We start from the raw sequence: 22,681 nt of genomic DNA on the forward strand, positions 1-22,681 counted from the left end.
TTTTTGTTTTATACTGGACACAGCGAATGAAAAGAGAGGGTGGAACACACATGTTGTTACCGTATAATGAATGGCGTCATGTCTTTAAGCTCGATCCGGCAAAGGAAATTGAAGAAGACGCCCTCCAAGCGATTGCTACGTCAGGAACCGACGCCATCATCGTCGGAGGAACCGATGACATCACACTCGATGCGACACTTGATTTACTGATGCGATTGCGTCGTTACCCTGTCGCGGTGGCGCTCGAAGTATCGGAACTAGAAGCGGCGACGATGGGATTTGATACGTATTTGACGCCAAGCGTGCTCAATAGTGGCACACTGGAACACGTCATTGAAAAACAAGTCGAGGCGCTAGAAGAAGTGGGGCATATGCTGGCACATGCGGACCTTGTCGGGGAAGGGTATATCGTACTGAATCCTGATGCCAAGGTCGCCCGTGTCACGCAAGCAAAGCAACTAGCGGACAATACGGTCATTGCATACGCACAACTCGCAGACAGTGTGTTCCGGATGCCGGTTATTTATTTAGAGTATAGCGGTATCTACGGTGATCCAAAGCTTGTCGCTTCGGTCAAACGCGTGCTGAAGCAAGGTCGCTTGTTTTATGGAGGCGGCATTGACTCTGCCGAACGGGCGAAAGAAATGTTGGCGTATGCCGATACGATCATCGTCGGCAATATCATCTATGAGAATTTAGAGGCAGCACTTGCGACAGTAGCTGCAACACGATAAAATATAAGAACAAAAGTTCGGAATACAGAAATGAGGCTATTTAGATGTTTAATTTAAGTGAACAGCTTGTCAGCGGATTGAATCCGGAGCAAGCAAAAGCAGTCAAGCATACGGACGGACCGTTGCTGATCATGGCGGGAGCCGGATCAGGGAAAACACGTGTCCTGACACATCGGGTCGCCTATTTAATGGCTGCGAAACAAGTCGCACCTTGGAATATCCTGGCGATCACGTTTACGAATAAAGCAGCACGTGAGATGCGTGACCGGATTTCCCGTCTTGTTGGTGGTGTCGCCAATGACATCTGGGTATCAACCTTCCATTCGATGTGTGTCCGGATGTTACGTCGCGATATCGAAAAAATCGGCTACAACCGTAACTTTACGATTCTCGATTCAAGTGATCAGCAATCGGCACTTAAATTAGTCCTGAAAGAACAAAATCTCGATCCGAAAAAATGGGATCCACGATCGATGTTGTCGATCATCTCGAGTCAAAAAAATGAACTTCGCAGTGCCGAGTTTTACGCCTCAATCGTCACGAACCCTTATGAAAAAACGGTCGCTGAGATCTACAAAGGATACGAAGCGATTTTACGCCGGAACAATGCCCTTGATTTTGATGATTTGATTGGTAAAACGACCGAGTTGTTCAAACAAAATCCGGACGTCCTGGCGTTTTACCAACGCAAGTTCCAATACATTCATGTCGATGAGTACCAGGATACGAACAAAGCCCAATATGATCTTGTCAATCTGCTCGCAGCAGCGCACCAAAACTTATGTGTCGTCGGGGACTCGGATCAGTCGATTTACCGTTGGCGTGGAGCCGACATCGCCAATATCCTGTCGTTTGAGGAAGACTATCCGACAGCGAAAGTCATCCTGCTTGAACAAAACTACCGGTCTTCAAAACGGATTCTGGACGCAGCGAACCACGTCATTCAAAACAACAGCACCCGTAAAGATAAAAAACTGTGGACGGAAAACGCGGAAGGCGAAAAACTGGTGATCCATACAGCAGAAAATGAACGGGAAGAAGCGTTCTATATCGTTCAGGAAATCCGCAATGCCTTACGTTACGGGATGAAATTAAACGATGTCGCGATTCTGTACCGGACCAATGCCCAGTCACGGGCGATTGAGGAAACGTTGCTCAAATCGAATGTTCCGTACAAAATGATTGGCGGCACGAAGTTCTACGATCGGAAGGAAATCAAGGATGTCTTGGCTTATCTGCGTCTGATTTCGAATCCGAACGAAGATTTATCGTTTGCCCGCATCGTCAATGAACCGAAGCGCGGAATCGGCGCGACGACGATCGATAAATTACGCGATTTCGCGGACTTACAGGGCGTTTCCCTGATGGAAGCGATCCGTGACATCGAATTGTCGAGCATCGCCCCGAAAACGGCAGCAAAACTGACGGACTTCCGAACGATGATTCTTGGTCTGCAACAGATGCAAGAATTCATCAGCTTATCCGAGCTGGTGGAAGAAGTGCTTGAGAAAACCGGATACCGCCAAGTCTTAAAAGAAGATAAAACACTGGAAGCACAAAGTCGTCTCGAGAACATCAACGAGTTCATCACGGTTGCGCAAAACTTTGAAAAAGAGACCGAAAAAGCAGATCCGGAAGAACAAACCATCATCGCTTTCTTAACCGATTTGACGTTGGTCGCTGATGTCGACTCACTGGATGAAAGTGATCCGGGTGAACAAGTGACGTTGATGACGTTACACTCAGCGAAGGGGCTCGAGTTCCCGATCGTCTTCCTGATCGGAATGGAAGAAGGTTTGTTCCCGCACAGCCGCTCCCTGCAGGATGAAGATGAAATGGAAGAAGAACGCCGTCTTGCTTACGTTGGGATTACACGGGCTGAAAAACGCCTGTATCTCTCGCACGCGCGGATGCGTTCGCTGTACGGACGGACGAATGCCAATCTCGAATCCCGTTTCCTTGCCGAATTACCGGAGGAAGTGCTCGAGCGGACCGGTAAAAAACCGAAACCGTTACCGTGGGAAGATCGTCCGGTGCCGCAAGGAAAGGCCGTCATCGGCCGGTCGGTCACGAAACCGACAGCGATGAAGACGTCAGGCGCTGAATCACTCGGCTGGAACGTCGGGGACAAAGCGGAACACGGAAAATGGGGTCGGGGAACAGTCGTGCAGACACGCGGAGCAGGGGACAGCTTAGAAATCGATATCGCCTTCCCGGAAGTCGGTGTCAAACGGTTGCTTGCGAAATTCGCACCGATCAAAAAGGTATGAGTGGAGGCGTCAAGATGATAGAACAGGCACGAATCGAGGAATTACGCCAAAAGTTGAACCAATACAGTTATGAATATTATGTCAAAGACCAACCGACGGTACCGGACAGCACATACGATCAGCTGTTACGTGAACTGATGGATCTCGAAACACAGCACCCAGAGTTGATTACGGCTGACTCGCCGACGCAACGCGTCGGTGCTGCGCCGCTCGATGCCTTCGAGAAGGTGACTCATGATTTACCGATGTTATCGCTCGGAAACGTTTTTGACGAGACAGAGATTCGGGAGTGGGTCGCTCGCATCGAACGCTCACTCGGCCGTTCGACGACATATGTCGCCGAATTAAAGTTTGATGGTCTGGCGATTTCCTTAAAGTACGAAGACGGACGTCTCGTCCGCGGTGCGACACGCGGCGACGGCACGGTCGGGGAGAACATCACGCAAAACCTTCGGACGATTAAGGCCTTACCACTACGTTTACGTCAGAATGAAACGGTCGAGGTGCGTGGGGAAGCCTACATGCCTAAACAATCGTTTGAACGCTTGAATGAAGACCGAGCGGTGCGGGAAGAAGCCTTGTTTGCCAATCCGCGGAATGCGGCAGCCGGTAGCTTACGGCAACTCGACTCTTCAATCACGGCGTCACGTAATTTATCCGTATTCGTCTATGGACTCGGGGTCAACACACTTAGTGCCCGATCGCACAGTGAAGCGATGCAACAGCTAGCTGAACTCGGACTCCCGACAAATAACGAGATGCGGACATGTGAGACGGTGGAAGATATCTTGGCGTACATTCAGCACTGGACGGTTGAACGGGCAACACTTCCGTACGAAATCGATGGGATCGTGCTGAAGGTTGACCGCTACGATGATCAAGAGGAGCTTGGTTTCACGGCGAAAAGTCCCCGTTTTGCAACGGCTTATAAATTTGCCGCGGAAGAAGTCATGACGACGGTCGAAGAAGTTGATTTCAGTGTCGGGCGGACAGGAAAAGTGACGCCGCGGGCACGTTTTGCACCGGTTGTCGTTGCCGGGTCAACGGTCAGTTATGCGACACTCCATAACGCTGATTTCATTACGGAAAAAGACATTCGTCTGCATGACCAAGTCATCATCAAAAAAGCGGGTGACGTCATACCTGCCGTCGTCAGTGTCGTCGTCTCAGAACGGACAGGGAACGAACAACCGATTGAGTTTCCGACACACTGCCCGGCTTGTGCATCGGAACTTGTTCGCCTCGAAGGCGAAGCGGATATCCGATGTGTCAGTCCGGAGTGTCCAGCTCAACTCGTTGAAGGCATCATTCACTTCGTATCGCGTCAAGCGATGAACATCGACGGTCTAGGTGAAAAAGTGGTACGGCAACTGTATGAACATCAAGCGATTCGGACGTTAGCCGACCTGTACCGACTCGACCGCGATGAATTATTGACGTACGAACGGATGGGTGAAACGTCTGTTGATAACTTATTGACGGCCATCGAAGCGTCGAAACAAAATTCGTTAGAACGATTGATGTTTGGTCTTGGTATTCGATTGGTCGGACAAAAAGCAGCCTACTTGTTAGCGGAACGGTTTGATACACTCGATGGTATTGCACAAGCGGAGTACGACGATATTCTGGCGATTGATGGCATTGGCAGTAAAATCGCCGACTCGGTCACGAAGTATTTTGAACATCCGGAAGCCCAAACCTTGATTCAAGATTTGGCAGCACTGGGACTCAATCAACAATTCCTCGGACAACGGATCGATCAATCGAATGCTCCGCTTGCCGGAAAAACGATTGTCCTGACGGGAACACTCGAAACGCTAAAACGTTCAGAAGCCGGAAAACGGCTTGAATTGCTTGGGGCAGATGTGACAGGAAGCGTCAGTAAAAAAACAGACATTCTTGTCGCTGGTGAGAAGGCGGGTTCCAAATTAACGAAGGCGGAGTCGCTCGGGATTGAGATTTGGGATGAAACGCGGTTACTCGAAGAGTTAACGAAGTACGAAGGATAAAACAAAGACCGACTCAAATGTCGTTCTCTACACAAACGAGGGTGGCAGATTTCAAATCTGCCACCCTCGAATCGTTTACAAGAGATTACTCGCTTCACGTGACGCCTACAGAAAAAAACGCAGAAACCTGCGCTGTCAGAGAGGAACAAGATCTATTTCCTTGCCTGCACGGACAGGGGAGTTGGCTTGTGTTTCGCCTGAGGAAAGCGCGTGAAAGAAAGAGTAATCTCTTTTCTGTAGCTGAAGACATCGGTCGACTTCATCACCGTTGTTATCTCGATTCCGTTTTGATCAAGACACCTTGTTTGATTAGACGATTGGTCGCCGTTTCCGGAGGGTCACAGGTGATGAGCGTAATCGTCGCTTGTTTGACGTTTTGATTCAAGACAGATACATCAGTCGGTTTGACAAGCTTCGAGGCCGTCATCTTGTAGGTATAACGATGACTTTTTGTCGTCACGGTGACGTGTGCCCCTTCTTTTAATTCGGGCAATCGATTGAAGTGAAGTCCTTTCGTAAAACTACGGTGTCCGGCTAAGGCATAATTGTCTTTACCCGGAGCACCCGTCTGTTTCAGATGACCAATACTTTGGTCGAGAATTTTAGTCGAAGCGCCTTCTAAGATGACTTGTTCAAAATCGATGGAAGGAATCGTCAGCAAGCCACTACCGTTCGTCGCGACAGGGGCTGCTGTTTCTTTGGCAGCGACGGCTTTTAGATTTTGAGTCCAGCGTTGTTTAAGTTCGTCGGCAGCGGTTTGTTTTTGGTGTGCGGTAAAAACGGGCCATGCGATCAAAAGAATACCTGTAATTAGTAAAAGCAGACCAAGAAGTTGTCGTCGTTTCATGAAAAAAATCCTTTCGTCTGCATAAAAGCAGGGTGTACTTTTTTGAAAAATAGGGGAAAACAACTCCTTCCCCGATGGAAAACTATTCTGTTATGATAGAGAGAACGATTTTAAACATATGGGGTGCGTAAATAGATGAAATATAAAAAAATGGCAGCATTGACGTTGACGAGTACATTGTTCCTCGGCGCGTGTTCGTTTGATTTATCACAAAAAAGCGATACAAAAGAAGTCATCACAGAAAGTGAACAAGGAAAAGAAGTGCAGGCAGTCGTCAGTCCGGCGATTGATACAACGGATTCTTATTACCGGACCGTTTTACCGTTTCGACCAAGTGTCGCTCGTGGGATGACACAAAAACGGGTCAGTTCACGTCTCGAATTGGACGAGATCGAAACCGGACTGATGCGTCACTCGACACAATTTTTTGATCCGGAAAAATATTATTACCAAGAAGGTCAATTGCTTGAAGCGGAGCAGATTGCCCAGTGGTTACTGCGAAAAGGAAAAGCCGGTGACGGTGTCAGTGATCCAAACGGCTTGAATCCAGCCTATACGACAGGGAAGTCCTATAAAGAAAAAAATCAAAAGTCTCCTCTGATTCTATCGCACATCTTGGAGCAAGACTATATGTTAGAAGAAGATAAAAAGCTTGAGATGGGCGGTACTTCAATCGCGTTAGTCTTAAATAGTGAATACGTCTTCCAAGATGAAAATTATGGACCGACCTACACGGTGAAACTGGATGAGAAGAAAGTCATCGCACAAGGGAAACAGATGGCGAATGAACTGGTGAAAAAAATGCGGAAAACGGACGGAATGAAAACGACGCCGATCCATGTCGCGTTGTATTTACAAGAAAGTGAAGGTTCACCGGTGTCGGGTCATTATCTATCCTCTGCCTTTATCGGACGTGGGAATCAAATCAGCGAGAATGACTGGAAAAATTACGATGAAAAGTATTATTATTACCCGTCTGGCGTTGCGACCAATGATGTCCGGGATGATGCGGCAAAATTTGATCTGTTCAAGGATCGTTTAGAGGATTACTTCCCGAACTATACCGGGATGATGGGGGAAGGTTTTTACCAAGAAGGTGAGCTGAAGAAACTCGAAATCAAAATTCCAGTTCAATTTTACGGAAAAGCAGAGCTCGTAGCCTTTGTTCAATACGTCACCTACCTGCTGGAAAATCGTTGGGAGTACAACCGGAACGTCCCGACGACCATCACCGTCACGAATTTAAATGGGGATACGGAAGCCATGTTATTCATTGAGCCGGAGACGAAAAAACCCATCGTCAAAATTCGTTGATTTCATACAGGAAAAAAGACTCTTTGCAGAAGCGGGAGTCTTTTTTGATACTTAATTTCGTTCGCGGACTTCTTTGGATTTACGAAAGCCGTCTTGGAAGAGCATAATAGAAAAGAAGCATAATGCGGATCAGGTGGATTGACGCTGCATTCGCCTGTTTTAATTCATTGTAAGGGAGAGAGTCGTATGAAAGGTGGTATTTTTTCACAGATTAGTGCTGTCCGGGAAGAGTTGCCTTCTTCATCACGGAAAGTCGCTGATTTTGTTTTAGCGCATATGAATGAAATCGCGGGGATGACGATTCATCATTTAGCAGAAGAATCGGGAACAAGTGCGGCGGCAGTCGTCCGCTTTTGCCGGGCGCTTGGATTGAAGGGGTATCCGGAACTACGGATGCGGATTTCGGCGGATACGGCCCGAACGGACTTAAAAGGATATCACGATATCGAAAAAAATGAACGACCGGCTGACTTGGTTGAAAAGACATTAAGCAACAGTATGCAAGCCTTACAGGATACAGCAAAGCAGTTGAGTGAAAACCGGATTGCCGAGGCGATGAAAGTCCTCGATCAAGCACGGGCGATTTATTTTTATGGGATCGGAGCATCAAATGTGGTTGCGTTAGATGCCGCACAAAAGTGGACCCGTGTTGGTAAATTAACGATTCAAGAATCCGATCAACATCTCGTCGCGACGATTTTGGCGAATGCGAGTCCGGACGATGTGTTTTTCGCAATTTCTTACAGTGGAGAAACGGAAGAAGTCGTTGAATTGATCCGTCTTGCTAAAATACGTGGATTACAAGTCATCAGTCTGACACGGTTTGGAGATAATCGGGTCAGTCAGTTGGCGGATATTGCCTTGTGGACGTCGCGGGCACCGGAAGCCCCATTACGGAGTGCTGCCCTCAGTTCGCGCCTCGCACAGCTGTTTGCGATCGATGTGTTGTTCCTATCCTATGCGGCGGTTCATTATGACGATACGATTGAACGGCTTCAATATACACGGGAAAGCGTTAAGATGTTGCACAGCAAAAAATAGGGGGTTACATAAATGAAGCAGACAGTAGAAGAGATGGTGGAGCAGTTATTTCCAGTAATGGTCGAACGGCGTCGTTATTTACATCAACATCCAGAACTGTCGTTTCATGAAGTCGATACACCACGGTTCATCGCTGAACGATTAACGGAACTTGGAATCGACGTCCGGACCAATGTCGGAGGTCGTGGTGTCGTCGGAACGATTCGGGGCGGAAAACCAGGTAAGACGGTGGCACTTCGAGCTGATTTCGATGCCTTGCCGATCCAGGATGAGAAAGAAGTCGAGTACCGTTCGACCGTTCCCGGTGTCATGCATGCCTGTGGTCACGATGGGCATACGGCGACTTTACTTGCGGTGGCGGAAATCCTCGTGCAGCAGAAAGAACAGTTAGCCGGGAATGTCGTCCTGATCCATCAGCACGCAGAAGAAGTCGTCCCGGGTGGTGCCCGTGACATGATTGCCGACGGTTGTTTAGAAGGGGTCGATGTCATTTTCGGGACACATCTCTGGTCGACGACGAAGCTTGGAACAATCGGCTACCGCGTCGGACCAGTGATGGCAGCAGCCGATAAATTCGAGCTGACGTTGTTTGGTCGCGGCGGACATGGGGCAAAACCACACGAAACGATTGATGCCGTCGTTCTTGGGGCGACGGTCGTCAAAGAATTGCAAAGTATCGTCAGTCGACGACTCGATCCCCTGCAACAAGCGGTTTTGACGATTGGAACACTTCATGCCGGGAATACGTTTAACGTCATTGCAGACAGTGCGCAATTGACAGGGACGGTCCGAACGTTTGATCCAGCAGTCGCCGAACAGATCGTCCGGGAAATGGAACGGACGATCAAAGGTGTGTGTGACGCGGCGGGGGCGACCTATTCGTTTACGTACGAAAGAGGGTATCCGGCGGTCGTCAACCATCCGGAAGAAACGAACCTATTGCGGACCGTTGCTTCTGACATCATGGGTGCGGATCACGTCTTTGAAATTGCTCCGACGATGGGTGGGGAAGATTTTGCTTACTACTTGCAACGTGTACCCGGGACCTTTTTCTTTACCGGGGCAGGAGACGAAACGTTTTATCCGCATCACCATCCGAAGTTTGATTTTGAAGAACAGGCGATGCAATATGCTGCCCGGATTTTAATTGAGGCGACGTTACGCTATCTTGATTCTCCGATGGAACCTTAAGTCAGATACGAAAAGACACCTACCCTTCGGCAAGTAACCGGAAAGTAGGTGTCTTTTCGTGTAGATAGGAATTATAAAGTTTCTTGGACGCGACCGACTTGCCCGTCTTCGAGTCGGACTTTGATACCGTGCGGGTGGTTTGGAGACTTCGTCAAAAGATCCTTGACGATTCCCTCCGTCCGTTTTCCTGTCCGCTGATCCTGTTTTAATACGATACTGACGTGTTGTCCGATTTTGACATCGGCTCGTTTTTTACCATCCATCTGTTGACCGCTCCTTTTTAGATAACTATGGATGTCAGTATACCATGCTTCTTCTGCACGAAACTTGTTTAAGGAAAATCCGTAAAGTGAAAAGAATGAAAGAATCAGCAAAAAAAGTTTGACTATATTTGACCAATTGAGCGATCAATTTTATAATTAAGATACAGAATGAAAGTTAAGGGAGTGATCGGGATGGCAAAAGATTATTATCGAACACTTGGGGTCGAGAAATCAGCATCGAACCAAGAAATCAAACGGGCGTACCGCAAACTGGCGAAACAATACCATCCAGACGTCAATCAAGAAGCAAGCGCCGACCAGCGCTTTAAGGATATTCAGGAAGCTTTTGATGTGCTCGGGGATGAAGAAAAAAGAGCCCAATATGATCAGTATGGAAGTGATTTCGAACGGGTGGCAGGGGCGGGATATGGTCAGTCGGCTGACTACGATGATTTGTTCCGTCAGTTTAACGGACGTCAATCGAGACCAGGCGGATCAGCCGGTCAATCGTTTGGATTTGAAGACATGTTTGGTTCGTTTTTTAGTCAAGAGGAAGAAGCGACGGATGAGGAACTCGAATTGACCGTTCCGCTCAGTCATCTCAGTACCAATGAGAAAGTAACGATTCGATTAGCTACGGGTGCGATTCAGATGAGTCTCCCAAAAGATTTATATGACGGAAAAAAAGTCCGGTTACGCGGGAAAAGTTCGATGCGCAACCGTAAAGGCATCGCTGGGGATGTCTACGTGACGATTCATCTGAAGGATGACGACCGTTTCCGCCGTCAAGAGACCGACGTCATCTCGACCGTCCGCGTCTATCCGACGATATTTGTCTTAGGAGGCGAAGTCGTGGCTGATACATTAGAGGGAAAACGTGTGAAATTAAAAATCAAACCAGGTACAAAACCGGGTTCGCGTCTCCGAATTCCAAACCGAGGGCTCAGTAACCGCGAAGGTCATCGAGGAGCTCTATTAGTGCAACTCGAAGTAAAACTTCCAGAAATGGATTCAGCATTTTATGAAGAGTGGGAAAATCGTTTATCTGTGAAGGAGTGACGTACAATGGATTTTGAAAAACTAACAGATCGGGCGCATGAAGCCATCGTATCGGCACAAGCGATTGCCAAACAACGTCGACACAGTGAAATCACGGAGTGGCATTTATTGCTTTCCTTGATTTCCCAAGAAGAAGGAATTGCACGAATCGTCTTTGAGAAGTTGGATCAGCGGATGGATCAACTTGAAGCGGGCATCAATGAAGCCATCGGGCGATTACCTGCCCTCGGTCAGTCGTCGACCCCGCGTATCAGTAACTCGCTGTTACAAGTACTGACGGAAGCAGAAACAGAAGCGCGATTGATGCAAGACGATTATGTCTCCGTGGAACATTTGTTGCTTGGTCTCGTTAAACAATCAAGTCCAGCGACACAATACCTGCGGAGCCAAGGCGTAACAGAACCATTATTACGAGAAGCGATCATCGAGATGCGAGGAAACCGGAAAGTTACGACCAAAAATCCGGAAGCCACTTTTGATGTGTTAAAGAAATATGGACGCGATCTCGTAGCCGATTTCCGGTCAGGTAAAACGGATCCGGTCATCGGACGCGATGATGAGATTCGCCGGGTCATTCGGATTCTCAGTCGGAAGACAAAAAATAATCCGGTTTTGATTGGTGAACCGGGTGTTGGGAAAACGGCCATCGTCGAAGGACTGGCTCAACGGATCGTTCGGGGAGATGTGCCGGAAAGCCTCAAAAATAAACAGTTATTCAGTCTGGATATGAGTACACTCGTCGCCGGTGCCAAATACCGAGGGGAGTTCGAAGAACGGCTCCAAGCCGTCTTGAACGAGGTCAAGGAAGCCGAAGGTCAGATTCTGTTATTCATCGATGAATTGCATACGATTGTCGGTGCAGGTAAGACGGAAGGTGCAATGGACGCCGGGAATATGTTAAAACCGATGCTTGCCCGGGGAGAATTACATTGTATCGGTGCGACGACATTAGATGAATACCGGAAATATATCGAAAAAGACCCGGCACTTGAACGTCGTTTCCAACAAGTCCTCGTCGCGGAACCGGATGTCGAAGATACGATTTCGATTTTGCGCGGACTGAAAGAACGGTTTGAGATTTACCATGGTGTCCGGATCCATGACAATGCCCTTGTCGCAGCAGCCATTCTTTCGGACCGTTACATCACGGACCGTTTCATGCCTGATAAAGCGATCGACCTGGTCGATGAAGCCTGTGCCATGATTCGGACCGACATGGAATCCATGCCTGCGGAACTGGATTCTTTAGTTCGTCGTGTCATGCAACTTGAAATCGAAGAAGCAGCACTCAAAAAAGAAACCGATGAAGCATCACGGAAGCGACTTGAGGTCTTGCAACAGGAATTAAGTTCTGTTCGGGAAGACGAAAGTGCGCTACGGACACGATGGGAACGCGAGAAAGACAGCTCCCAAAACGTCCAGCAGTTGCGGGCGGATCTTGAAAAAGCAAAACTTGCCTTGCAAGAAGCAGAAGGACGGTATGATTTAAATACAGCATCGGAAATCAAGTATGGACAGATTCCAGCACTTGAAAATCAGTTGAAGGTGGCGGAGGAATCGGCAGAACACGTCTCGCATGAATTAGTCCGAGAAGCCGTGACAGACGAAGAGATCTCCGATATCGTGTCGAAGTGGACGGGGATTCCGGTCAGCCGTCTCGCACAAGGCGAACGCGAAAAATTACTGTATTTAGAAGATACGTTGCATGAACGAGTCTTTGGCCAAGATGAGGCCGTCCGGTTGGTCTCGGATGCTGTCATCCGGGCACGTGCGGGCATCAAAGATCCGAATCGTCCGATCGGTTCGTTCCTGTTCCTCGGTCCGACCGGTGTCGGGAAGACGGAACTTGCGAAAGCACTCGCCGCTGCGATGTTCGATAGTGAAGAGCATATCGTTCGAATCGATATGTCGGAGTATATGGAAAAACACAATGTATCACGTCTAGTCGGAGCCCCACCAGGATATGTGGGGTATGAAGAAGGCGGTCAATTGACGGAAGCGGTGCGCCGAAGTCCTTACTCTGTCCTTCTGTTTGACGAAATCGAGAAGGCGCATGGTGATGTGTTTAACATCCTGCTCCAAGTGTTAGACGATGGACGGTTGACGGATGCACAAGGGCGAATGGTTGACTTCAAGAATACGATCGTCATCATGACGTCGAATATCGGTTCAAACATCCTACTCGAAGCAGCAAAAGACGGAAATATTGATGCGGCAGAAGAAGAAGCCGTTCGTCAAGAATTAAAAAATTATTTCCGGCCGGAATTCTTGAACCGGATTGATGATACGATCCTCTTCCATCCGCTCCATCGTGCCGAAATCGAGCGGATCATTGATAAAGCGGTCAGCAAAATGGCCGATCGTCTCTCGGGTCGTGAGATTACGATTGACGTGACAGATGCTGCGAAAACCTTGATCTTCAATGAAGCCTTTGAACCACAGTACGGGGCACGTCCAATCAATCGGTACATTCAACGGACGATCGAGACGAAGCTGGCCCGTGCATTAATCAGTGGGGCAATCCAAGATGGTTCGCATGTCGCCATCGATACGGATGGAACAGAACTTGTCATTCGTTGACATCTATTACAAAAAGGTCGTCTCGTCCTCTAAGCGATAGGGGACAGACGACCTTTTTGACGTGATGTGAAATCAAAAAGAAGAACGGTCATATCTCGTTTCTAAAAAGCATGATAAGCTATTAAAAACGACAGGAAGAGGGACTTCGATGAATGTAACGCAACAACAACTAGAAGAATTAATCGCTGAATGTCGCCCTTATACGGTGCTTGGACAGGTAGCAAGTTATATTCCAGAACTGGCAAAGTCTGAACCGACACAGCTTGGAATCGCTGTCTGCAATGCCGACGGAACGTTTGTATCGGCAGGAGATGCAGAAACGATGTTTACGTTACAAAGTGTTTCGAAAATCATTACGTTGGCCTTTGTCCTTGAGACATTTGGAGAAGACTATGTGTTCTCCAAAGTTGGGATGGAACCAACGGGGGATGCCTTCAACTCGATTGCGAAACTTGAAGAGACGATTCCGACAAAACCACTCAATCCAATGATTAATGCAGGGGCACTTGCCGTGACGAGTATGTTGCCAGGAGAAGATGCTGCCGATAAACTGAACCGCTTGCGTCAATTCATCGCGGACTTACTCGATATCGAACTCGACATGGTCAAATATGATGCGGAAGTTGCGCAGTCCGAATTTGAGACAACGGATTTGAATCGCGCTTTGCTATATTTTATGCGGTATCATGGAGTCATCGAAGGAAATGTCGAGGAAATCATCGATGTCTACACGAAGCAGTGTGCGATCCTGACGAACTGTAAAGGGCTGGCGATGATGGGGAAAATTTTGAGCCAGTCTGGAAAGACACCGTCCGGTCATCAGGTCATTTCACGCCGCAACGCTCGGATCATCCGAGCCATCATGACGACGTGTGGCATGTATGATGCTTCGGGTGAATTTTCCGTCCAAGTGGGATTACCGGGAAAAAGTGGTGTATCCGGTGCGATTGTTGCGTGTGGTCGAAGTGACTTTGATATGGCGGATCTTGGAATCGGTATTTTTGGACCGGCACTGGACTTAAAAGGAAATTCGATTGCCGGAACAAAGATGCTTGAATTGCTTGTCCAGCGTCATCCCTAGGCAAATGAAAGCTGGTCTAACAGTTTCGAAAGTTTCCGTTCGAGACGCTCGACTTCTTTTTTCTGTTGGGGTACTTGTGACGCGGGAACAGTGAAGAGGTGCCAACGTTCCAAGCGATTATACGTATCGTTGACATCACCCAATTGGGTCTGGATCCGTTTTAATCGGTCGACGGAAGACTTTGGGAAATCCGTGTAGGGACGCAAGTATTCTACCGTATATCTGTAAAATTTCGTCGCGAGTCGTAATTCGTGCATCATCTGGATGCGTTTCTTTCCCTCCTTATGTTGGACTTTTTCATAATGGAGTCGTTTTTTATCGAATCGTTTTTCGGCAGTCTGGAGCAGTTCTTTTTCATCAATCCGTTTTAATTGTTTTGTTAATGGACCGGCTAAAAACCGTCGGACGGAACGATCCAGTTCATTTGAAATCAACAGATGCATCGTCTCGAGCAACGTCGCGCGTTTTCCTTGAAGTTGAAGGGCAAGGTGCTCCGCAAACAGTTGTTCAATTGGAGAGTCAACGGATTGTTGGCTCAGTTGGACATCAAGATCACGGACTTGACCAAACGCGTCCATCAGGCGTTTCCAGATGAGATAGATTGGTTCCTCCGTTTGATTGAGTAACTTAGCGAATGTAATCAATTTACGTAATCGAATCCGTGCCTGATGGACATCCTCCGGATTTTTAAAGGTTTGTGCTTCTTTTGCGTAATGATTAAACGTCGACCACGTTTCCAACAATTCAAATGTTAAATTTTCGACATCACGATGATTCAAATGAATCCCTCCTTATGGATTTTACGTAGAACAGAGCAGCATAGGATAACTTATTAAAAATAGGGTGAGTGTATTGCCCTGGAATGTGGTGGAACAATGTTAGAAACAACTACGCTACTTGGAAAGATTCAGCAGTTCATGAAGATCTTCTTTCCGATTCTGGTCACACAGGTAGCGTTTTACTTAATTAGTTTTTTTGATACGGTCATGGCTGGTCGATACGGATCAGCTGATTTAGCAGGTGTTGGAGTCGGAGCCAGTCTATGGGCACCCGTCTATACCGGATTGACCGGTATCTTATTAGCAGTCGCTCCACTGGTCTCCCAAGCGATGGGGGCACGGAAGGAACGGGAAGTGAAACGAATCGTCGTCCAGGCGCTTTATGTGTCTGTCGTCATCATCCTCCTGACAATCGTTCTTGGCTTTTTGCTTGTTAATCCGATTTTACATCAGATGGAATTATCGGACGAAGCACGTCATGTCGCCCGTGTGTATCTCATCATGTTAGGGTTTGGTATCATACCGATGTTTGTCTTCTTTGTCCTTCGTACGTTGATTGATTCCTTAGGGAAGTCGAACATCACGATGACGTTATTATTATTCTCTTTACCCATTAATGTCGCTTTCAATTATCTGTTTATCTTCGGAAAGTTCGGTTTTCCGGAATTGGGTGGAATCGGAGCGGGGGTCGCGACAGCGATCACCTATTGGATTTTATGCCTCGCGGTCATCGGTGTTGTCTTAAAAGGAGAACTGTTCCAACGCCTTGGGATTCTCCGACGTTTTTATAAACCGGATGTCAAGCGGATCAAAGAACTGGTCTTGCTTGGAGCGCCGATCGGTCTGGCTATTTTTTCAGAAGTCAGTATCTTTTCGGCAGTGACGTTGTTACTCGGCGCTTACGGCGATGTCGTCATCGGAGCCTATCAGGCAGCAATCAACTTTGCGTCATTTGTTTACATGATTCCACTCTCTGCAGCATCGGCACTGACGATCACGGTCGGCTTCGAGATGGGGGCCAAACGGGTCAAGGATGCGGTGCAGTATGTCTGGATCGGTTTGTTGTTATGTCTTGCCGTGTCCTTATTCTCCGGTGGATTGTTGTACGTCCAGAACGAACAGATTGCAGCACTATACAGTAATGATCCAGCTGTCATCGAGATGGCAGCACATTTCATGATCTTAGCGATTTTCTTTCAATTATCCGATGCAGTCGCAGCACCGACTCAAGGGGCACTGCGAGGATTCAAAGATGTGAACGTCACTTTCATTCTGACGATTACGGCCTACTGGGTCATCGGTTTGCCACTTGGCTTTTATTTCGAGCGATTTACGGCACTTGGACCAGACGGCTATTGGTGGGGATTGATCATCGGACTTGCTGTCGGAGCCGGTCTTTTGTTACTCCGCTTGGTGCATCTCGTTAGAAAATCGAAGGAGGTTGTGAAATGAAGTTCAATAAACAGCGCCTCATGACGGTTGCGAAAATCATTTTACCAATCGTCTTGATTGCATTCATTTTTTATCAAGGGCAAAACGAGTTAAAAAGTTTGTCGTTAAAAGAATCGATTCGAGCGATTCAGCAAATTCCGTCTTGGAAATTCATTTTGCTGATCATTGCTGGTCTTGGAGCAGTCGCGACGATGTTTTTTTATGACTTCTTTTTATTGCGGTCGCTTCACGCTAAAGTGCCGCTCGGATTGATTTTCCGGGCCTCTTGGATTGCCAACTCGTTTAACGGTATCATCGGTTTCGGTGGACTCGCCGGAATTGGTGTCCGCTCGGCACTGTATCGTCCATTCGTCGAGGGAACTCGTCTATTGAAGGCGATTGGCTGGATGGCACCAACGTTGATCAGTGGATTATCAATTCTATCGGCATTGTCATTACTAAATGTTTTTCCGGCATTTGAAGTGTTGGATTTAAAAAAATGGTTGTGGCCGGTCATCATCGGAGTTGCCTTTTTCTTCCCGATCTATTTGTTGTTTACGTTCCGCCGGGGGAGCAGCAGTATTCGTCCGTCGTCGATTGCCCTCTATTCCTTAGTGTCACTCGCAGAATGGTTTAGTGCCGGAGTCGTCGTGTATTTGATTCTAGCGGCACTTGGGACAGACGTCAGTTTTTCAAAAGTCATCGGTGTCTTCATCATCGCAGCGACAGCTGGACTGATCTCGATGGTACCAGGTGGATTTGGATCATTTGACTTAGTCTTTTTGATTGGTATGCAACGTGCGGGTGTCGAAGAGGGGATCGTCCTCACGGGATTACTGATTTACCGGTTGGTCTATTACTTGATTCCGTTTGTGATTGGTGTGATTTTCTCAGCACGCGAATTCAGTGGTCCCGTCGTCAAGATGATTGAAGACAAACCGATCGTCGGACCTTCAGTGGAAGTCGGGGGTGTCATCTGGCGACTCCAGTTACGTTTCTTGAGTAAAGTCCGGCACTTTACATTAGCCTTGATCACCTTACTCGCCGGTATTACGATTTGGGGACTGGCGATTTTACCGCCGAACTCCACCCAATATGAATACCTGGAAGCACGTTTGCCGCATGAACTTTTATTGCTCGCAAACAGTTTCTTTTTAATGGCGGGCTTGTTGTATGTCTTACTGGCACCTTCTTTGTATCGTCGGACAAAACGTTCATTGTATATGATCTATGGTGCGTCGTTCTTTGCCCTTATCGGGATGGCGCTTCGTGGATTTAACCTGATTTCCTTATCCGTCGTACTGATTGTTTTAATCTTGGTCACGATGTCACGAAATGCCTTTCATCGTGAACGCACTTTGATTACGACGACCCGTCTGATCCGTGCGAGTATTGCTGGCTTTTTGTATATCGGTGGGTTCATCTTCTTTGGTTACGCCTTTTATACGCTTGGGTCAGCCGACGGGACAAAGGTCTATCCGGCTCATGAAATTTTTATGTTTGCTGCCAGCGCGACGATTTTTGCCCTTGTCTATACCCTCGTCTTCATTCGTTTATTTAATACATTTAACCAACCTGTCTTAGGAGAAAAATTAGATCAACAAAAAGTGACCGACGTGCTAACGGAACAGGGCGGAAATTATTTAAGTCATTTGGCCTTTTTGGGAGATAAACGCTTCTTCTTTTCAGAATCGGGTCGTTCGTTCATTCAATTCAGTCAAACCGGTAACCGAATCATGATGCTCGGAGATCCAAGTGGTGACCCGGCAGAACATTCGCAACTGATTGCGTGTTTTTTACGACGCGTCGAGGACTTGGGGTATATCCCGAACATCTATCAGATCCAGGCACAAAACATGTCCCTGTATCATGATTTTGGGTTCAACTTCTTCAAGTTAGGTGAGGAAGCAATCGTTGATATCACTACTTTCACTGTTTCAGGGAAAAAACGGGCAGGTCTACGTTCCATTAAAAACCGGTTTGAACGGGAAGGGATGACGTTTGAAGTCGTCGAGCCCCCCTTGACAAGCAGCTTGCTTGACCAGCTACGGGACGTCTCGGATGACTGGTTAGGTGGGAAATCAGAAAAAGGCTTTTCACTTGGCTATTTTGATGAATCCTATTTGAACCATGCTCCGATTGGTATCATGCGTGATGCGAAAAACGAGATTCTAGGATTCATGACTTTCATGCCGGCATATCAAGAAGGTGTCTTGTCGATTGATTTGATGCGTTTTCGCCCAGATGGTCCGAACGGGATCATGGACGCGATGCTCATCCGGCTGTTTGATTATGCAAAGGAACATGGATACCATACGTTCAACATGGGGATGGCACCTTTGTCTTCCGTTGGTGAGGATGAAACCTCCTTCTGGCAAGAACGGGTCGCAGCCGATGTCTTTAACAACATCCGGTATATGTACAGTTTCACCGGCTTGAGACGGTATAAAGAAAAATATGATCCGAAATGGGAAGGACGCTACTTGGCGTACCGAAAACGTCAATCCTTGACGATGGCCATTTTCAAGGTAACGCGTCTCATCTCGAAGAAAAAAGACCGGATTTTATTACCGTAAGTGAAAGAAGATTCCTTTATCATAAAGGATCTTCTTTTTTGTGTTCGATTAAAATGTATAAAGGTCTATACAACTAGATTGAATGACGATATACTAAAGGTAAAGGAATAATGACGAACGAGATCATACAGAGAAAGGGAGCAAAGATATGACAAGCATCATTCATGCGGAAATCTATACAGGACAGGAAGTCATTCCGAACGGATTCATTCGATTTGATCGTGTCATCGAAGCAATTGGTGATATGACCGACTACACGCCAGCCGACGAAATCGTCATTGATCTGGGGGGAAAACGACTGATTCCAGGAATGATCGATATTCATATTCATGGTGGATATGATGTCGATACGATGGATGCGAATCCGGAAGCACTGATCCGGTTAAGCGAAGCGATGCTTGCGGAAGGAGTCACTTCCTTTTTTGCGACGACAATCACGCAAGACTGGAAGCAAATCACCCGAGCGTTGGAAGTCGCGCGGGACGTGATCCACTCGCGTCAAACGACGATAGAAGGAATCCATCTCGAAGGTCCGTTCATCAATCCAGACTATGCGGGGGCGCAACCTTTGGAATACATCGTCGAACCCGATGTCGAACAGTTTTTGACGTGGCAGGAGATATCCGGAAATCAAATCAGACTCGTCACCTATGCTCCAGAACGTCCGGGAGCGCGTGCTTTTGAAGCCGCAGTCCGAGCGACAGGGGCGGTTCCATCTGCGGGACATACGGACGCGACCTTTAATCAAAATCATTTAGGACAAGTCACACATGGGACGCATCTCTACAATCAGATGCGTGCCCTGCATCACCGGGAACCAGGAACGGTCGGATACTGTCTGCTGGAACGACCGGTTTATGCGGAGATCATTCCGGACGGGATTCACAGTTCAAAAGAGATGGTTGAATTCGCTTACCGGATGAAAGGACCAGAACGGTTGACGGTCATCACCGATGCCATGCGGGCAAAAGGGTTGTCGGACGGAGAATACGAGTTAGGCGGGCAGACGGTTTACGTCAAGGACGGTGCAGCACGTCTAGCGAGCGGTCATTTAGCCGGGAGTGTCTTGACGATGGATCAGGCGCTCCGCAACATCATCACGTTTACCGGCTGTTCACTGGAACAAGCGGTGCAGATGACTTCAGTCAACCAGGCGGAAGAATTTGGTCTGACACAAAAGGGACGACTTGAACGAGGGAAAGATGCTGATTTTGTTGTGTTAAATGCAGATCTCGAAGTCGAACAGACGATTCATCGAGGAACGGTTTATCAAGTTAAAGGACGGAAGGGGTAACAGCTGATGAAATGGATGATTGTAAAAAAAGCAGAAGAATTAGCAAACGTCTCGTATCAATTAGTAAAACAAGAAATTCTGAGACACCCGGAAGGTTTGACGATTGGCCTCGCGACGGGCAGTTCTCCGCTCGGTGTGTACGAAGAATGGCGCAAAGATCAACTAGACTGCCGGCATGTGACGACCGTCAATCTGGACGAATACGTCGGACTGAGTCCGGATCATCCGCACAGTTATCATACGTTCATGAAGAAGCATCTATTTGATGCCGTTCCTTTCAAGGAATCGTATTTGCCGATCGGCAACACAGCGGATTCGAATCAAGAAAGTGACCGGTACGAACAACTCGTCCGGACACTCGGGATCGATATTCAACTGCTTGGTATCGGCTCAAACGGACATATCGCGTTTAACGAGCCGGGAACCCCGTTTGATGCTAAGACGCATGTCACCGAACTAACGGAATCCACACGGATGGCCAATCAACGGTTTTTTGATCGGTTAGAAGATGTCCCGAGCGAAGCAATCACGATGGGAATCGGCACGATCATGGAAGCGAAAAAGATTTTGTTGGTGGCGTCAAGTGAACGGAAAGCGGAAGCGATCCGGGACATGATGGAAGGACCAGCGACAGTCGACTGTCCGGCGACCATCTTGCAACGGCATGCGGATGTCATGGTCGTATTGGATGAAGAAGCGGCAAGCCTGTTATCGGAGGAAGCCAAACGGACTGGTCGGGCAGCGTATACGAATTTCATGAAATGAATCAGGAAATAAATGACTCGTCTTTCACGAGAACGGACTTTTAAAAGACCGTTTTTGGTAAGGGCGAGTTTTTTCTTTTGAAATCCGAATCGAAAAGCATACAGATTCCTCAAGCAATGAAATCACACGATCTTAATCGAATCGTAAATTGACATTTTAATAAAAGTCCGGATAATGGAGAATAGTGAACTTTACAGAAAATTTACATGAAAATGAGGGCTTACAGATGCAGACGAGATCAGCAAGAAAGAGGCAACCGAGTGCTGGCAAGATGTTCATCAAAGTGATCGCTGCCTTGTTACTACTTTTGACTGTCATCGGTTCCGGTTATGCGGGAGCGGTTTTCATAAAAACGCAGGAAACATTAGCGAAAACACAAATCAACATTCCAGGTTCGAATGCTAGTTCTAAATATGACGATGTTCCGTCCGAATCGTTTTTGATTTTAGGAACGGATGAGACGAAAGCCAGCAAATCACGGAACGAGCCCGCTCGATCAGATGTCATGATCGTTGGTGTCTTGAACAAAAAAACGGAACAATTGGTGTTGACGAGTATTCCTCGTGACTCGCTCGTTAATATCGATTATTCGAAATATGACGTGCCGTACGGGAAGACGGGTGTCGAGCAGGATAAAATTACCCATGCCCACTACTTTGGTTCGATGGATCCATCCAGCTCATACAATGGAATCAAGTTAGCACGTGAGACGACTGAAAATTTGCTTGGAATTGAGATCAACCATGTCGTCAAAGTCAATTTCCAAGGGTTTGTTCAATTGATTGATGCCTTAAATGGTGTAGATGTGGATGTCCGTTACGCGTTTAAAGAACAAGATTCAGCACGTAAGGCTGGCACGATTACCGTCGAAAAAGGGATGCAACATTTGACCGGAGAACAGGCACTCGCCTATGTCCGGAATCGTCACGATGATCCACTCGGTGATATCGGTCGAGGACAAAAACAGATGCAAGTCATTCAGGCAGTTGCGAAAGAGGCGGCGAGCTTCCGTTCGCTTGGTGCGTACCGAGATATTTTAGATGCAGTCGGAGACAACGTCGAGACGAATCTCGGTCCCAACGACTATTTACGTTTAGTTGATTTCACGACGGCATTACGTAATACGACCGAATACCAGTTAGCGGGAGAAGGGTATATCGGAATCAGTGGGAAATGGGAATATCATCTCGACCCAGACCAACTTGACCGTGTCAAAGCAAACTTAACAAAAGCGATGCAAGGACAAGAAGTCTCACCGATCAAAGATGAAACGGAAACACCCGGACAAACCGATTCAACGACAGTCGAAGAAGCTGTTCAATGAGTCCAAAAAGACCTTTTTCTTATCCAACTGATATGCTCCCACAAAAGTAGACAGTTGAAATAACAAAACTGTCTACTATAGGGAGCTTATTTCTATGGCCACATCAAATTTTTGCTAATGAAA

At 47.4% G+C, this 22,681-nt stretch carries 16 protein-coding genes and 2 pseudogenes; 15 read left to right on the plus strand and 3 right to left on the minus strand.

The annotated features are described in order from the left end of the window. Positions 1–50 precede the first annotated feature (50 nt). From pcrB to ligA, 3 genes are read left to right on the plus strand one after another with little or no spacing between them, the layout of a single operon-like run. Complete coding sequence (gene pcrB / locus BLD48_RS11400) at positions 51–734, plus strand: heptaprenylglyceryl phosphate synthase (protein ID WP_026830846.1); 684 nt, start codon at positions 51–53, stop codon at positions 732–734. A 44-nt stretch (positions 735–778) separates the two neighbouring features. After that, the gene (gene pcrA / locus BLD48_RS11405) at positions 779–3,004 is read left to right on the plus strand and encodes a DNA helicase PcrA (protein WP_026830847.1); all 2,226 of its coding nucleotides are present in this window, start codon (positions 779–781) and stop codon (positions 3,002–3,004) included. A gap of 14 nt (positions 3,005–3,018) precedes the next feature. Next, positions 3,019–5,013 carry an NAD-dependent DNA ligase LigA gene (gene ligA / locus BLD48_RS11410; protein WP_071500316.1) on the plus strand — a complete coding sequence of 665 codons (1,995 nt, stop codon included), beginning with the start codon at positions 3,019–3,021 and terminating at the stop codon, positions 5,011–5,013. A 271-nt stretch (positions 5,014–5,284) separates the two neighbouring features. Here ligA and BLD48_RS11415 read toward each other — a convergent pair whose 3' ends face one another. Further along, a complete protein-coding gene (locus BLD48_RS11415) occupies positions 5,285–5,860 on the minus strand; it encodes a class D sortase (RefSeq protein WP_026830849.1) in 576 nt (191 codons plus the stop codon). A gap of 135 nt (positions 5,861–5,995) precedes the next feature. On the opposite strand from BLD48_RS11415, the gene BLD48_RS11420 reads away from it, so the two are divergent. From BLD48_RS11420 to BLD48_RS11430, 3 genes are all read left to right on the plus strand, one after another. After that, positions 5,996–7,174 (plus strand): CamS family sex pheromone protein, encoded by a 1,179-nt coding sequence (locus BLD48_RS11420; RefSeq protein ID WP_026830850.1) that lies wholly within the window; start codon positions 5,996–5,998, stop codon positions 7,172–7,174. 186 nt (positions 7,175–7,360) lie between these two features. Further along, the gene (locus BLD48_RS11425; RefSeq protein ID WP_026830851.1) at positions 7,361–8,215 is read left to right on the plus strand and encodes a MurR/RpiR family transcriptional regulator; all 855 of its coding nucleotides are present in this window, start codon (positions 7,361–7,363) and stop codon (positions 8,213–8,215) included. A 12-nt stretch (positions 8,216–8,227) separates the two neighbouring features. Next, entirely contained in the window at positions 8,228–9,406 is a 1,179-nt protein-coding gene (locus BLD48_RS11430; protein WP_071500317.1) for a M20 family metallopeptidase, read from the plus strand. A gap of 71 nt (positions 9,407–9,477) precedes the next feature. Here BLD48_RS11430 and BLD48_RS11435 read toward each other — a convergent pair whose 3' ends face one another. Further along, positions 9,478–9,669 (minus strand): YwbE family protein, encoded by a 192-nt coding sequence (locus tag BLD48_RS11435; RefSeq protein WP_071500318.1) that lies wholly within the window; start codon positions 9,667–9,669, stop codon positions 9,478–9,480. Between the two features lie 192 nt (positions 9,670–9,861). On the opposite strand from BLD48_RS11435, the pseudogene BLD48_RS16685 reads away from it, so the two are divergent. The 4 genes and pseudogenes from BLD48_RS16685 to glsA form a co-directional block, all read left to right on the plus strand. After that, positions 9,862–10,212: pseudogene (locus tag BLD48_RS16685) on the plus strand (DnaJ domain-containing protein); the annotation flags it as partial. A 102-nt stretch (positions 10,213–10,314) separates the two neighbouring features. Further along, positions 10,315–10,728: pseudogene (locus tag BLD48_RS16690) on the plus strand (DnaJ C-terminal domain-containing protein); the annotation flags it as partial. 6 nt (positions 10,729–10,734) lie between these two features. Then, positions 10,735–13,308: an ATP-dependent chaperone ClpB gene (gene clpB / locus BLD48_RS11445; protein WP_071500319.1), complete on the plus strand. Its 2,574-nt coding sequence runs from the start codon at positions 10,735–10,737 to the stop codon at positions 13,306–13,308. A 148-nt stretch (positions 13,309–13,456) separates the two neighbouring features. Beyond that, a complete protein-coding gene (gene glsA, locus BLD48_RS11450) occupies positions 13,457–14,389 on the plus strand; it encodes a glutaminase A (protein WP_026830855.1) in 933 nt (310 codons plus the stop codon). Here the strand turns inward: glsA and BLD48_RS11455 are convergent. Next, positions 14,386–15,168, minus strand: coding sequence for a CHAD domain-containing protein (locus BLD48_RS11455; protein ID WP_071500320.1), 783 nt, complete (start codon positions 15,166–15,168; stop codon positions 14,386–14,388). The genes glsA and BLD48_RS11455 overlap by 4 nt on opposite strands. A 96-nt stretch (positions 15,169–15,264) precedes the next feature. Here BLD48_RS11455 and BLD48_RS11460 point away from each other — a divergent pair, with 96 nt between their 5' ends. The 5 genes from BLD48_RS11460 (at position 15,265) to BLD48_RS11480 (ending at position 22,558) form a co-directional block, all read left to right on the plus strand. Further along, on the plus strand, positions 15,265–16,620 hold the full coding sequence (locus BLD48_RS11460) for an MATE family efflux transporter (protein WP_071500321.1): 1,356 nt from the start codon (positions 15,265–15,267) through the stop codon (positions 16,618–16,620). Next, positions 16,617–19,175 carry a bifunctional lysylphosphatidylglycerol flippase/synthetase MprF gene (gene mprF / locus BLD48_RS11465; RefSeq protein WP_071500322.1) on the plus strand — a complete coding sequence of 853 codons (2,559 nt, stop codon included), beginning with the start codon at positions 16,617–16,619 and terminating at the stop codon, positions 19,173–19,175. Before BLD48_RS11460 ends, mprF begins: the two co-directional genes overlap by 4 nt. A gap of 148 nt (positions 19,176–19,323) precedes the next feature. Further along, positions 19,324–20,469 carry an N-acetylglucosamine-6-phosphate deacetylase gene (gene nagA, locus BLD48_RS11470; RefSeq protein WP_071500323.1) on the plus strand — a complete coding sequence of 382 codons (1,146 nt, stop codon included), beginning with the start codon at positions 19,324–19,326 and terminating at the stop codon, positions 20,467–20,469. A gap of 6 nt (positions 20,470–20,475) precedes the next feature. Continuing rightward, complete coding sequence (gene nagB, locus BLD48_RS11475; RefSeq protein ID WP_071500324.1) at positions 20,476–21,234, plus strand: glucosamine-6-phosphate deaminase; 759 nt, start codon at positions 20,476–20,478, stop codon at positions 21,232–21,234. 226 nt (positions 21,235–21,460) lie between these two features. After that, on the plus strand, positions 21,461–22,558 hold the full coding sequence (locus BLD48_RS11480; protein ID WP_071500325.1) for an LCP family protein: 1,098 nt from the start codon (positions 21,461–21,463) through the stop codon (positions 22,556–22,558). Positions 22,559–22,681 lie beyond the last annotated feature (123 nt).

The sequence above is a fragment of the Exiguobacterium sp. KRL4 genome (genome assembly GCF_001870785.1).
Lineage (GTDB): Bacteria > Bacillota > Bacilli > Exiguobacteriales > Exiguobacteriaceae > Exiguobacterium_A.